Here is a 15,334-nt window from a genome sequence, read left to right on the forward strand (position 1 = left end):
ATGTCATCGGATGCGTTCATCGTCGGCGAGGACTGGATCAGCGAGCACTACTTCAACACCGAGTCCGCGAAGCAGTCGTTCCAGGGGCGGGTCATCGCGCGCCGCAAGGACTGGGACGAGCGCGAGAGCGCCGGAGAGAAGACGCCGCGGTCGCGCCTCGCGGCGGCCGGGGCCGCACTCACGGCACTGCTCTCCACCGTCAACACGGATGCCGGCGACGATGCGGTGATCGAGGTCGATGCGGGTCGCCATCGCAGCGAGGTCCTGGCCCCTCTCGCCACCGCCCTGGGATATGAGGATGCTCGTTGGCGTCGCGAAGCGAGCGGGCCGATCACGCTGCTCGCTCCAAAGGACGTCACCGAGGTCTCAACCGCCCTGGTATTCGCTCGCCCCGTCGCCGACGTGGTCGATCTCCTGGCGAAGAACAAGCCGACACTGCTCGAGCCGTTCATGCCGGAAGACGAGACCGACGAGATCGTGTCGGTGGCGCGAGCTCTCTCGTGGCTGTTCACGAGTGAGGACGCACCGGCCTTCGCGGTGGTGCTGAGCGGAGCGAAGGCACTCGTCGCCGAACGCGAGCGCTGGGCCGAAGGCCGCTACCTCGCCGTCGATCTGCAGCTCGTGCTCGACCGCAACGAGGTGAAGAAGCGAGGTGGGGAGTTCGATCGTGCCACCGCCGTGCTTGCTGCGGAGTCAGTCTCACCCGACGTCGACGGCACCACATGGTGGGCCGAGACGCTGGAGGACTCGGTGAAGCACACCGTGGGTGTCTCGAAGGACCTCCGTGACGGCGTGCGGGAGTCGATCGAGATCATCGCCAACGAGGTCGTGCGCCGCCGCGCCGCCGCGGGTCTCGAGCCGCTGCCCGCGAGTGAGGCGAACACACTGGCTCGGCAGTCGCTGAGGTACCTCTACCGTGTGCTGTTCCTGCTGTTCGCCGAAGCGTCTCCTGAATTGCGCGTGCTTCCCGTCGGTGCACCCGAGTATGCGCTGGGGTACGGTCTCGACCGGTTGCGCGAGCTCGTGCTGGTCGAGCTCGGCGAGGAGTCCCGCCACCGGACTCACCTGCACGAGTCATTAGACACCCTGTTCCGCCTCGTCGACGCCGGACATAAGAAGGCCGCCACCGCCGATGAGGCCGAGCTCCCCGAGGGACTCGAGTTCCACTCGTTGAGCGCCGATCTGTTCCGGCGTGAGTCGGTCGCGCTGATCGATGCGGTGAAACTCGGCGACGGCGCGCTGCAGCGTGTGCTCTCGCTACTGCTGCTCACTCGGGAGGAGCGGACGAAGAAGGGCGGAGACCGCGGCTTCATCTCGTACGCCGACCTGGGCATCAACCAGCTCGGCGCCGTGTACGAGGGCCTGATGTCGTACAGCGGCTTCTTCGCCGAGACGGATCTGTTCGAGGTGGCGAAGGACGGCGACTCGTCGAAGGGCTCGTGGGTCGTGCCCGTCGATCGTGCGCACGATATCGCGAAGCAACACTTCGTGATGGCCGAGGACCCGATCACCCACGAGCGAGTGCAGCGCCGCTACCGCGACGGCGAGTTCGTCTTCCGCCTGTCGGGCCGCGAGCGCCAGACCTCAGCGTCGTACTACTCGCCCGAAGTACTGACGAAGTTCGTGGTGGGGCAGGCGCTCGAAGAACTGCTCGATCAGGACGGTCGTACCACCTCGGCGGAAGAGATCCTCAGCCTGAGCGTGTGCGAGCCCGCCCTCGGCTCGGGCGCGTTCGCGATCGAGGCCGTGCGTCAACTCGCCAACGAGTACCTCAGCCGTCGCGAGCAGGAGGTCGGCGAACGCATCGAACCGGACGAGCGTCCGCGCGAGCTGCAGAAGGCCAAGGCCGCGATCGCCCTTCACCAGGTGTACGGGGTCGACCTCAACGCGACCGCCGTGGAACTCGCCGAGATCTCGCTGTGGCTCGACACCATGGTCGACGGGCTACAGGCACCGTGGTTCGGGCTACGCCTGCGGCGGGGCAACTCGCTCATCGGTGCCCGACGCGCGGTGTACTCGCAGAAGCAGGTCATTGACAAGGCGTGGTTGAAGGACACCCCGGCCGACGTACCCGTCTCGACTCTCGTCGACGACATGCGCGACGGTCGGATCGGGGGCGCGACTTCAGGCAAGATCCATCACTTCCTCCTGCCCGCCGAGGGCTGGGGTTCCGCAGTCGACGCGAAGGAAGCCAGGGACCTCGCACCGGAGGCGCACTCCACACTTCGCGAGTGGCGCAAGGCGACCCGCGTGAAGCCGTCGAAGAGGCAGCTCGAGCGACTGGTCGGCCTCGGGCATCGGGTCGAGGCGCTGTGGCAATTCACGCTGCGCCGCCTCGAGATCGCCGAGCGACAGGTCTCTCGCGAGCTGACTCTCTGGAACGATCCTCGACCGCGGCGCGAGGGTGACGAAGCAGTCGTCGGCCGCGCCGAGGTCGAGGCGTTCCTGCATGACGACAGCGGGGCGTACCGGCGTCTGAGAAGAGTGATGGACGCGTGGTGCGCCCTGTGGTTCTGGCCGCTCACCGACAACCTCACGCAGGGGACCCCACCGCCGAACCTCGACGAGTGGCTTGACGGGATCACCGCACTCATCGGCGGCCACTCGCGCGCAACTGCACGCAAGGCGGGTGAGGGAGCCCAGCAGTTCGGCCTGCCGACAGGGTGGGATGACCTCGCCGAAGCCGAGAAGGACGACCTCGACTGGTCGAGCGCACTCGATGTCGAGGACGCTCTGACAAGTCATCCATGGCTTCGGGTCACCGAGCGCATCGCCGAAGCGAACGGCTTCTTCCACTGGGAGCTCGACTTCGCGGGAGTCTTCTCTCAGGGCGGCTTCGATCTGCAGGTCGGGAATCCGCCATGGGTTCGGCCTCGGTCTGACGTAGATGCCCTGATGGCGGAAGGAGACCCGTGGTGGCAGTTGGCGGTCAAGCCGACCCAGGCAGAGGTCAAGGCCAGACGCGAGCAGACGCTCGCCATCGAAGGAATCCGCGACCTTGTCGTCGACGGCACCGCCGATGTCGCGTGCACTGCCGCGTTCGTCGGTTCTCCGATCCTCTATCCGCACCTGGCCGGTCTGCAGCCGGATCTCTACCGATGCTTCATGGAACTGACCTGGTCTCATCTCAGTCCCACGGGGGCTGTAGCTCTGATCCACCCGGAGAGCCATTTCACGGATGAGAAGGCGGGCTACCTGCGCCAAGCGACGTATGAGCACCTGCGACGTCACTGGCAGTTCATCAACGAGCTCTCATTGTTCGAGATCCACAACCTCGTCTCGTACGGCGTGCATGTGTACGGCGCTGCACAGAAACCGCGGTTCAGCATGGCGACGAACCTGTACCACCCGGAGACGGTAGTCGGATCCCTTCGACACAATGGCGATGGGCCGGAACCAGGGATCAAGAACGCCGACGGCAAATGGGATCTCAGCGCCCACAGCGGCCGCATCACGATCGTCGACGACGATGTGCTGCGATCATGGCACGGTCTTCTCGAGGACGAGTCCACGCCGATCCGGAGGACGCGCATGGTGTACGCAGTCAACCGAGCCACAGCAACCGTGCTGGCAAAACTCGCCGACGCTCCCCGAGTCGGATCGCTCGGACTCGAGTTCTCGCGCGGCTGGGATGAGAGCATCGACCGCAAGAAGGGAGTGTTCGACGTGGAATGGGGTGAGGTGGAGGCGTGGGATCAGGCGATCCTGCAGGGCCCCCACCTCTTCGTGAGCAACCCGTTCTATAAGTTCCCCAATGCCTCGATGAGCAACAATAAGGACTGGTCTTTGGTCGACTTGGAGACGCTCTCGCCGGATGCGATGCCCGTCACCTCCTACAAGCCAGCCAAACCGCGCGCCGAGTACGACGCCGCCTATACGCACTGGGGCCCCGACCGAGTTCCTGCCCGCGATCACTATCGCATCGCCTGGCGCACGATGGCGGCGAACACCGGTGAACGGACTCTGATCCCGAGCATCATCCCTCCCGGAGCGTCCCACATTCATCGAGTTTCGTCCGTGGGCATCCGGTCTGAAGACATCAGGACGCTACCGCTTGCTCTCGGCTACCTCTCGTCCCTAACGGCTGACCTGCTCGTCCGAGCTGTTCCGAAATCTGACATCCTTCTGGCGACGATCGCAAGAATTCCGGTCGAGTCGAACCCTTTGTCAGGCGAACTCATCACCCGTGTGCTGCGACTGGTGAGCCTGACCGCCCCCTACGCACAGTTGTGGGAAGGCGTGACGTCGACGAAGTGGACCCCCGACGTCCCCCTCCGACGCGCATCTGACCGACGCCAGGCGCAGGTCGAGATCGACGCTATCGTCGCACTATCCCTCGGCATCACGGCCGACGAACTCTGCACGATCTACCGCACACAATTCGCGGTCCTCTACGGTTACGACCGCAACACCTACTTCTACGACGCCAACGGGCGACTCGTCCCAAACGAGGTAATGAGGGTCTGGCGCCAGAAGGGCGCAGCGATCTCACAGGAGGAGCGCACCGCGACGAATGCGTCGGGTAACACCTATGAGTACGAGCTGCCGTTCGTCACGCTCGACCGCGAGGCCGACATGCGTCAGGCCTACGCGCACTTCGAGAAGATCCTGCAGGGGCGCTCATGAGTGAACTGCTTCCGTCGCGCGAGGCGGTGCAGATCCGCGAGGCTCTGACCGACTACCTCACCACCACCTTCGCACTGTCGGACATCGATGCCCAGCGGTCGCTCACCGAGTTCCTCACCGATCCCGGGGGCGGCATCTTCCGCGGCCCATTCGTCCGGGCGCGCATTCCGTTCCGAACGGCAGACGGCGGATGGCGCGACACCCTCGACTGGTACGAAGGTCACACCCCTTACGGCCACCAGGCCGACGCATTCCGTCGTCTCAGTAGCGCGAACCTCGGCGAGCAGCCAGACGGATCGGTCAAGGAGCATCCGCTTCCGACGCTCGTCGTCACCGGTACAGGCTCAGGGAAGACCGAGGCGTTCCTGTATCCGATCCTCGATCACGTGCTGCGCGCGAATGCCGCGGGCGCTGATGGCGTCAAAGCACTCATCCTCTACCCGATGAACGCGTTGGCGAACGATCAGGCGCGACGTATCGCCGAGATGATCCGTGGACATGACGCACTCAAGGGCGTGCGCGCAGCGCTCTACACCGGTGAACAGGCGGGTACGAAGCGCACACGAGTCACCGATGACGGCCTCATCAACCACCGCGAGACTATCCGCGACGATCCGCCCGACATCCTGCTCACCAACTACAAGATGCTCGATCAGGTGCTGCTGCGCCCGGCGGACCGCTCGCTCGTCGAGGCGATGAGCCAGAGCCTGCAGTACCTGGTGCTCGATGAGTTCCACACCTACGACGGCGCGCAGGGCACCGACGTCGCGATGCTGCTGCGGCGACTGGGGCTCGCGTTGCGTCGCTCACGCGGTGACGCGCGACCTCTGGACGCCGAGTTCGAGGCCTTCCCTCTGGGCGACGTGACACCGGTCGCGACCAGCGCGACTCTCGGTGACGATGGCGACCCGTCGGGCATGCTCGCGTTCGCGGAGACCGTGTTCGGTCGACCGTTCGACTCTCAGAGCGTCGTGACCGAGACCCGGCAGTCGGCCCGCTTGTGGATCCAGAACGCCCGTGCCGCCGGCCGGGTTCCGACGATACCGGCGGCAGGCATCAACAATGCTCTCGCGACGGCTATCGCCGAGGCCGATATCGCGGAGGACGCATCCTCGTCTGAGATCGCCACAGCAGTGCTCGACAGCCTGTACCCGGCATCGACCGATCCCGACGCGCCGTCTGTCCGCGTGGAATGGGCGGATCTGTCGAACGAGGATCTCCTTGCGAGCGTCGCAGCCCACCCCCTGATCCATTCCATCGCGCAGGCAGCAGAGAAGGCGATCTCGATCGACGACCTCGCCGAGAAACTCTTGCCGCGCGGCCTCGGTACCGATGAGACGTTCGAGTCGCGACGTGACCTCCGGCGGACCTTCCTGACCCGCGTCTTCGCGATGCTCAGCCATGTGCGCGCACGAGTCGGTCGCGCCGCGCTGTCGATCGACCTCAACCTGTGGGTTCGCGAGCTGACCCGCATCGACCGGGCTGCCTCCCCGATCGTGCGATTCTCGTGGTCAGATGACGGAGCGAGCGATGCCCTGCTCGACGACGGAGAGTTCGCCGTGTTCCCGGCGATCTACTGCCGCCACTGCGGACGTAGCGGGTGGGGCGTCGAGCTCGCGCCGACGGGCAACGAGCTTTCGGCCGATGACGAGAGCATCCGCCGCAACCACGCCTCACGGGAGACGCGCAGCCGCTTCCGGGCGTTGCTTCATGCTCCCGGTGAAGCTGAGTCCTTCGAGGCCGGCACCCCCGTCACGAGCCTGGCGTGGTTCGACCCCGGGCTTCGTCGCATCTCGGCGACCATTCCCGAGGATGACGACGGCACGACCGTCCACTTGCCTGTCCTGACTCTGACAGGCGACGACGCGAGCGACGACTCGCGCGACGACGTGTGTCCTGCATGTCAGCGCCGTAACGGCATCCGCTTCCTCGGGTCCGCCATGGCGACGATGCTCAGCGTGATCGTGACCACGCTCTTCGGCGACGCACAGCTCGATCGTGCAGAGAAGAAGGCCCTGATCTTCACCGACAGCGTGCAGGATGCCGCGCATCGTGCCGGATTCGTGCAGAGCCGCGCACACGTGTTCGCGCTGCGCAACGCCATCCGGCAGGCGGTGGGCGATCAGCCTGCTCCGCTCGACGAGATCGTCACCCGCATGGTGCAGCAGGCAGGCGACGACCCCGACGCCAGGTATCGCCTCATGGCTCCCGAGCTCGTCGAGCGCGAGGACTTCGCGCCGTTCTGGTCGAGCGACACCCTGCGCCAGGTGCCGACCCAGGTGCGCACACGGATCAACCGACGCCTGCTCTTCGACGTGGCGATGGAGTTCGGACTGCACTCTCGCGTCGGACGCACCCTCGAACTCACCGGCAGTCTGGCGGCAAGCGTCGACGCGTCCGATGCCAAACTCGAGGCGGTCGGACGCAAGGTGCTGGTCGACGGAGGATCGGAGACCCTCGGAGGGCTGTCGGCTGCCGACGCGGATCCGACGATCGTGCTGCGCTGGGTGCGCGGCGTGCTGGAGCGCATGCGCGAACGCGGTGCCATCGAACACGAGTGGTTCGCGAAGTACATCGCCGAAGACGGACGTCGCTGGAACGTGTGGGGTGGGCGCCCCCGCGGCTCAGGTATGCCTGCGTTCCCACCCGGACGGGAGGCACCTGCGTTCCCTCGCGTCGGACCGCACGCGCCGACCGGCACGGGCGGGCACCGCACACACCTCGACGTGGTGTCGTCGTCGCAGAGCTGGTTCGCCACGTGGGCGCGCAAGACCCTCTCGGTCACGGCGGGCGAAGGGTCGACACTCACTGCCGCGCTGCTGGCTTCTCTGGCTAAGGACGGGCTGCTGCACACGATGAACATCGCGACCGGCTCCGCGACCGTCTACGCCATTCCCCCGGCATCAGTGATCGTGGCGCCGGTGACCGACGCTGAGCTCTTCGATGGACGAACCCGACTCGTCTGCGATGTCTGCCAGAACCCGATAACAGGCCTTCCGTCCGCCGTTGCGGCTCTGCACGACGGGCCTTGCATGTCAGCGCGGTGCCCCGGCAGGCTGCGCACGGCGCAGACAGGTCAGAACTACTACCGCGGCTTGTACGACGAGGGGCAGATGCGACGTGTCGTCGCCCGCGAGCACACCGGTCTGCTCGACGACGATCTGCGGCTGCAGTACGAAAACGCCTTCAAATCCTCGGACGAAGACCCGTCCGCACCGAACGTCCTGGTGGCCACCCCGACACTCGAGATGGGCATCGACATCGGCGACCTGTCGACCGTGATGCTCGCAGGGCTGCCGCGAACCGTGGCCTCCTATCTGCAGCGGGTCGGCCGCGCCGGACGCCTCACGGGCAACGCGCTGTCGATCGCCACGGTCACCGGTCGCGGCGACCAGCTGCCCCGAATGGGTGATCCACTGTCGGTCATCAACGGAGCCGTCCGCCCGCCGGCCACCTATCTCGACGCACAGGAAATCGTCCAGCGGCAGTACATCGCATCTCTGCTCGACCGACGCACCGGGGCCGGGCTGCTGACGCAGATCGACACCCACGACGTGCTGGCGTCCAGCGAACGCGGCACACTCCTCGGCGATCTGATCGACGACGCGGACGGCCATCACGAGCAGTACGTGGAGGAGTTCCTCGCGACCCTGCCCGGGATCGCGCCCAGGACAGCCGAGCGGCTGCGTGCGTTCGCGGCGCCCGTCAGCGGTGGCGGAACATCGCCACTCGCCCACACGGTGCGCGATGCGGTACAGCGCTGGAATAAGCAGATCGACGTTCTGACCTTCCGCCGCAAGGAAATCGCCGACGCGATCCCGGATCTGGAAGCCGCCGCAGATCTCGGCCTCGAGCCTGATGCCGACGAGGCTCTCCGCACCGCGAGGATCACCCACCGTATGCTGGGCCGTCAGCTGAACAAGCTGCACACCGACCACTGGGTCGCGTCACTCGAGCGATTCGGACTGCTGCCGAACTACACCCTGCTCGATGACTCCGTGACGCTCGACGCCGCGATCTCGTGGGTCGACCCCGAGACCGGAACCTGGCAGGAAGATCCCGTGACCTATCAGCGCGGCGCCTCGATCGCGATCCAGGAGCTCGCGCCTGGCGCCTTCTTCTACGCCCAGGGACTGGAGATCGAGATCGACGCTGTCGATCTCGGCCCTGGGGGCGAGGCCGTGCAGGAGTGGGCGTTCTGCGCACGATGCGGCCATGGGCGCAACCTTGTGGCGGGCGACGGGCTGACTACCTGTCCGCGGTGCGGCGCGAAGGGACTGAACGATGTCGCCCAGCGACTTCGCGTGGTCGAACTCGACACGGTGTCGGCCATCGCGCGGCGCGAGGAGGCATCGATCAGCGACCGCAGCGACGAGCGTCGCCGCACGCGCTTCACCGTTCAGGTCGCAGCCGATCTCGACCCGGCAGGCGTAGCCAGGCGCTGGTTCGACGACGAGACGCATTTCGGCGTCACCTACGCGCGCGACCTGACAATCCGATGGCTCAACCTCGGGCGACAGGGCGCAGGCGGCGAGGCACGGATCATCGCCGGTCGGGAACATCACGCTCCACTGTTCCGTGTGTGTGACACGTGCGGAAAGCAGGACTCGCAATCGGGTGGAAATCGCCCGAGCGATCACCGGTCGTGGTGCGCCCGGCGCCGGGAGACCCGGGAGCACACGATCGCTCTCGCACTCAGCCGCACGCTCGTCACGCAGGGGACATTCCTGCGTCTCCCCATCGGGATCACGCTCGGCGACTCGCTCGCCGTGCCGAGCCTGGCGGCCGCGCTGATGCGTGGGCTGCGTGAGGTCATGGGCGGCGACCCCGATCATCTTCGCGTCATCTCGACGATCGAGCCCGTGGGTGACGACACCACCGCAGAGTCCCTCCTCGTGCATGATGCAGTGCCGGGCGGCACGGGCTACCTCGCCGAACTCGCCGATCCGGAACGCATGTTCGAGCTGCTGTCGACGGCGTGGAGGATCGTGCGCGACTGCGAATGCCGCAACGAGCAACGTGCCGCCTGTCATCGATGCCTGTTGCCCTATGCGAACGGGAACACGAGCTTCGTCTCGCGGGCGAGCGCCGAGCAGGCGCTCGCGAAGCTGTTGCGCGTGGACACCGACGGTGAGCCCCATGCCTTCGTGCCGGTCGAGCAGGACCCGGGCGTGGTGCTCGACGAGTCGACCATCGAGCAACTGTTCCGCCTGCGATTCATCGAACGGGCTCAGAAGCTCGGCGGAACGGTCAAGGAGAAACCTGGCGACTGGGGGAACAAGGTCCAGGTCAGCTTCCCGGGCGACGCGCGCATCTGGAAGCTGAGCCCGCAGGTTTCGCTCGGATTCACGAAGCCCGACTTCGTCCTCGAGCAGCACGGAGGCGGAGCCGAACCCATCGCGATCTACACCGACGGCATGGCGTTCCACGCCAGCATCCTGCACAATCGACTGGCTGACGATGCGAAGAAGCGTGCGCTCGCCCGCAACGGCGGACATCGGGTGCTCGCGGTGACATGGGCCGATCTGCAGGACGATGACGCGCTGGCTCGCGACTGGATCGATGTCGGCTTCGCCGAGCGGATCGCGCCGATGTACCAGCTTCCGCTGGTGCATCTCGACCGGCTCCACGCCGATCCGTTGACGACGCTCATGGAGTGGATGCAGGATCCGGCCGGGGAGGCGAAGCGCCGCGACAAGATCGCTCGCGCTCTCCCCATGATGACGAGGAGCGCCGGCAGCCCGGTGCCCGACGTCACGCCCGTGGATGCGGCATCCGCGATGATGCGCGGGGCTGCCGCTGCGCCTTCGGACAACTCGATGAGCTGGGTCGTGGATCGCGGTGCTCTCGTCCACGCGACCCGAATGGGCGATCAGGGCGCATCGGAGTTCGCCCTGATCATCGACGACCGCGACGCTGCTGTCGGCGCCGAGGGTTTCACAGACGTATGGCGACTCTGGTTGCATCTGTCGAACGTGATCGGTTGGCGACACGATCTCAGCGGTGTCGAGGTCCTCGCGTTGTCGCAGGTCATCGATGCAGGAGCCGACACCGCCGGGACGAACATGCTCGGGCACATTGACTTCCCCATCGCGAACGTCAGCATCGAATGGAAGACCCTCGCTGAGGGCGCCACCGCTGCCGAGAAGTCCCTGATCGCTGCACTCGCCACCCTCCCCGGGATCCCGATCCCGAAGATGGGACTCGAATTGGGCGACGGCATCCCGTTCTCCTTCGTCTGGGAGGATGAGCGCGTCGCGACCGCCTGGGGTCTGGACGATGACGATCGCGAGTCCCTCGCGTCACTCGGATGGACCGCGGTCGAACCCGAGGCGGACGCTGTCATGAGAGCCCTCGCCATTGCAGGAAGGAACTGACCATGCCCACGATTGTCTGGGGGGCCGCCAAGGACCCGAAGCATGATCAGGCCGTGAAGGCCAAGATCTACACGTTCCTCGGAAAGCTCAGCGACGATGACACCGTGCCGGGACTCCACATCGAGCCGATGCAGAACCCGCGGGATGCGCGAGCGCGCACGGGACGGGTCGACATCCACTGGCGAGCGGTGCTCTTCAAACTGGAGCCCGCCGGTGACGAGCCCGTCTATGTGTACGCCGGGACGTGGCATCACGACGAGGCCATCAAGCGGGCCCGGACCACCACGCTGAGCATGAATCCGGTCAACGGACTGGCAGTCCTTCGGCAGGAGCTCGACGCCGCCGACGAGACCGAGACTCCCGTGCTGACAGAGACTGCGCCCGCTGCCGACGAGGCTCCTACTCAGACGACGCCACTCCTCGCCGATCTCGGGTACTTCGTCACCGACCTGACCGAGGAGTTCGGATTCGACCAGGAGACGGCGGAGGCGGCCTTCCGCGTTCTGAACGAGGAAGCCCTTCTCAACTTCGCGACCGGTCTCGACACCGCCTGGCAGGCGGACGTCCTCGTCGCGATGGGCGCAGGAACCGCGCTCCACCTCATCAAGGAGGAGCTGAAGCTCGACCAGCCTGTCATCACAGATCCGGGCGCGGACGATGACACCAAGCTCGTCGAAGCACTGCGGCATCCGGCGGCGCAGATGCAGTTCACATTCGTCGACGACACCGAAGAGCTGCGGCGAGTCATCGAGGGCGGCGACTTCGGCGCATGGCGTGTGTTCCTCCACCCGGAGCAGCGGGACTACGCCGAGCGCCCCCGCAACGGCTCGTTCCGCCTCACCGGAGCGGCCGGCACAGGGAAGACCGTGGTGCTGTTACACCGCGCTCGGCACCTGTCTCGGAGGGATCCTCACGCACGGATCGTTCTGACGACGTTCACCCGAGCGCTGGCCGAGAACCTGCGTCGCGACCTGGAACGACTCGATCCCGACCTCCCGTTCGCGGCCAAGCTCGGGGAGCCGGGCATCCTCGTGCGCGGCGTCGACCAGATCGCCTCCGACGTGCGCGCAGTCGCCGGGGGTGTGGCCTTCGGCGATGCCTCACTGGCGGTCATCGGGTCGTCCCGTGACAGCATGGCGAGCGCCGCAGAGATCGATTGGAAGTCGGCGATCCAGGAGGCCGGCGGCAAGCTGCCGATCGCGCTGAGATCCGAAGCATTCCTCGAGGGGGAATACACACAGGTGGTGCTTCCGCACCGCATTCACGAGCTCGACGACTACCTGCAGGTTCGCAGGCCCGGACGCGGTGTCGCACTCGACCGTGGACGACGCGCCGCCGTCTGGACAGTCATCGAACAGGCGCGTAAGAACCACCGGATCGCCGGTGCGCTCTCGTTCGCTGAAGTGGCTGCCGTCTCGGCGGAGTGGCTGCAATCGAACGGGCGGATCCTCGCTGATCATGTGCTGATCGATGAAGCCCAGGACCTCGTTCCGTCGAAGTGGCAGTTGCTGCGTGCTCTCGTGGCCGAAGGCCCTGACGACCTCTTCATCGCCGACGACACGCATCAGCGAATCTACGGGCAGCCGACGGTGTTGAAACGCTACGGCATCGCCGTGCAGGGCAGATCCCGTCGCCTCACACTCAACTACCGCACGACTCTCGAGAACCTGAGATACGCGATGGAGATCCTGTCCGGCGTGGAGTACTCCGATGCCGAAGCAGAAGACGTGACGACCGCGGGCTATCGCTCGTCACGCAGCGGACCGAAACCGGTCACCCGTCCGTCGAAGTCGGATTCCGCGCAATTCGACGCGATCGCGGACGACCTCAAGCGATGGGTCGCCGACGGCGTGAAGCCGGAGACCATCGCCATCCTGTCTGTCTCGAACACCTCGTCGAAGAAGGTGCAGCAGGGGCTCGGACAACGTGACGTACCGGTGGCACTGCTGAACTCGCCTCGCATCCCAGGCGGACAACCCGTCGCGATGACGATGCACAATGCGAAAGGCATGGAGTTCTCACGCGTGGTGTTGTTCGACGTATCGGACGGCGCGTTCCCGCCGACGATCGCGTACAAGGGTGTGCCGGACGAGGAGAAGCCCGATCTCGACAAGCGCTTCCGCTCGCTGCTGTACGTCGCGGCGAGCCGTGCCCGTGATGAGCTGGTGGTTACCTGGAAGGGGGCACCGAGCGCGTTGTTGCTCGGTGACTGACGCGCGCGGTCAGAACTTGATGCTCGTGGTGATCTCGATGCTGCGGATCGACTTGACCTCACGCGTGAACGCCGCGCCGATACTGACGCCCTTCTTGCCCGACACAGACTCGGCGATCGACAGAGCAGTCCGAAGGTTGGCGTCGGACTCCCGCGTTCCACTAAGCGTCATCCTGTATCCCTGGATCGGGTTGGCGCCGGTTCGCATCTCGACGAGGGATCTCAATTGCTGATCGTTCGTCAGATTGTGGAGGCGCAGGAATTCCAGGGCAGCATCCGAATCCGGCTCGCTGCCGCCGAAGGTCAAGCGACCCTCCAGGCGATCATCGAGCTTGCGCGCCATCTCTCTCGAGACATCCGTGTCGCCGCCCCCGAGCCCGGGAATGACCATCTTGATCCCACCGGTGATCCCCGCGGTCTGACGCTCGATCTTCGCGTCCTCGAACTGCACCTCTTTCGCACCGAGAAGCTTCGCGACGTTCGCGAGGTGATGGTACTTCGCGCTGGCGAACGACTCGAGCGCATTCTCAGAGAATTCGAAGACGTCGGTCTCATACGGGTTCTTGATCAGCAGCGCTCCCGGAATGAGTTGGCCGACGGCTCTGAGCATCTCCTGAACAGCGTTGACCTGCGCCGCGTTGCTCGCGGCCATCACTGAATACGGGACGACCATCGCATCGAGATCGTCGAGCAGGGCCACGGAGCCTGGGTCTCCCGCGATGTCCAAGTACAGACCGTCTTCGGCGACCAGAACCGATCGAGGAGATCTACCGTTCTCGATGTCCGTCACGCGCGCACACTCCTCTGTGTCCGGGGCGGGCCGACTACTGCAGACGGTTCTTGATCCCCTTGAGCAGCCTATCGGCGTCTCTGGACGTGGCCAGGCTCCCGACGACGACCGCAACCCCACCGAGTTTGACGGACCCGAGCTTGACGACATCGGCGTCTTCCACTTCTCGGGCGACCTGCGCGGGATGACGAGCGTGATTCGGATGCGCGTCCGCCCAAGTACCGACGAGCAGGATCTTCGGCACGTCGCCGGACATCGCGCCGAGCCATCTGCTGAACAATGCAAGGTGGGTCTTCATCATCTGCGTCGTCTCAGGATCACCGCTTGCGATGAGGTCTGCTCGGAAGAGGTACCAGATGTGATCGGCGTCTGCGAATGCGTCTTTCCATCCGGCGACATTGAGGCCATCGCTGCCGGGCAGGTCTCGCGGGACCGCGAAGTCGACCGTCCTGCCTTTGATCTCGAGCGGGAAACGACCACGCTCGTCACCGGGCACGGCGTTCGGCAATGCTCCATCGGGAGCGTCGACGTCGCGGAGAAGCCTGATGAGGGCGGTCTTGCCGGTCTGCGGCGCGCCGAGAATCGCCACCGTGCGCTTGTCGAGGATCTTCCAGATCTTCGGTATCGCGGTGATGAGGGCCCCGCTGACGGCGACAACGGCTATTGCGACGGGTACAACCAAGATCGGAAACGGCACTTCTGCACTCCTGGCTGAACGCCTATCGATTCACTCGATGCGGATGATCCAGAACCATCGGCCGGGTCCGGGTTCGGTCAAGCCTAGCGGCGCTGGGGTCGTGATCGGTTCCGAAACGCACCTTTTGACGTTCGATCCTTCGGGCCGCTCGTCCGTCAGCGAACAACGGGAGCAGGCTGGCCTCGATCTTCACACGCTCCCAGTCGTGCTTGAGCATGTGTTGAAAGCGACCGCAGAGTGAAGACCTCAGCGCGGGCGAACGATCGGCGACGAATCTGTCGACGAGGTCGATCGCGTCACGATCCTTCGACGGGTCCAGCCGGAGAACGATGGAGTCGCGCAGTACCTGCCGCGTGGAACGTTTACGCTCGCTCAACAGTCGAGATACGAGGTCTCGGATGGACTCGCGCCAACTCTGTCGTTGCTCGGTCACCGCTCGCTGTCGCACGCGACGCGTCGTTCCCCAGATCGAGACGGCACCGCTGATGAATCCCGCCACAAGGGTCGACACCAAGGCCGTCGACACCAGATCAGGCATCGATGCCGTCTTTTCTACACGCCTCGGATGCAGTCATAGGTCCGCAGCCTATCGGCTGACGCGCAAGCAAGTGCAGACACTGCTCGATGCAGAC

At 65.5% G+C, this 15,334-nt stretch carries 6 protein-coding genes; 3 read left to right on the forward strand and 3 right to left on the reverse strand.

Going from position 1 to position 15,334, the window contains the following annotated elements:
- The 3 genes from CYL12_RS11485 to CYL12_RS11495 are packed head-to-tail and all read left to right on the forward strand — an operon-like array spanning position 1 to position 13,216.
- Positions 1 to 4,626, forward strand: coding sequence for an Eco57I restriction-modification methylase domain-containing protein (locus CYL12_RS11485; RefSeq protein WP_101847718.1), 4,626 nt, complete (start codon positions 1 to 3; stop codon positions 4,624 to 4,626).
- Positions 4,623 to 11,003: a DEAD/DEAH box helicase gene (locus tag CYL12_RS11490; protein WP_101847719.1), complete on the forward strand. Its 6,381-nt coding sequence runs from the start codon at positions 4,623 to 4,625 to the stop codon at positions 11,001 to 11,003. Before CYL12_RS11485 ends, CYL12_RS11490 begins: the two co-directional genes overlap by 4 nt.
- Positions 11,004 to 11,005: 2 nt before the next feature.
- Positions 11,006 to 13,216, forward strand: a complete 2,211-nt coding sequence (locus tag CYL12_RS11495; protein WP_101847720.1) for a 3'-5' exonuclease — start codon at positions 11,006 to 11,008, stop codon at positions 13,214 to 13,216.
- A 9-nt stretch (positions 13,217 to 13,225) separates the two neighbouring features.
- Here the strand turns inward: CYL12_RS11495 and CYL12_RS11500 are convergent, their stop codons facing one another.
- From CYL12_RS11500 to CYL12_RS17225, 3 genes are read right to left on the reverse strand one after another with little or no spacing between them, the layout of a single operon-like run.
- A complete protein-coding gene (locus CYL12_RS11500) occupies positions 13,226 to 14,005 on the reverse strand; it encodes a hypothetical protein (protein ID WP_101847721.1) in 780 nt (259 codons plus the stop codon).
- Positions 14,006 to 14,039: 34 nt separating this feature from the next.
- The gene (locus tag CYL12_RS11505) at positions 14,040 to 14,702 is read right to left on the reverse strand and encodes a Rab family GTPase (RefSeq protein WP_158297169.1); all 663 of its coding nucleotides are present in this window, start codon (positions 14,700 to 14,702) and stop codon (positions 14,040 to 14,042) included.
- Between the two features lie 22 nt (positions 14,703 to 14,724).
- Complete coding sequence (locus CYL12_RS17225; RefSeq protein ID WP_158297170.1) at positions 14,725 to 15,240, reverse strand: hypothetical protein; 516 nt, start codon at positions 15,238 to 15,240, stop codon at positions 14,725 to 14,727.
- Positions 15,241 to 15,334: the final 94 nt, after the last annotated feature.

It is taken from the genome of Zhihengliuella sp. ISTPL4, assembly GCF_002848265.1.
In the GTDB taxonomy this organism is placed as follows: Bacteria; Actinomycetota; Actinomycetes; order Actinomycetales; family Microbacteriaceae; genus Microbacterium.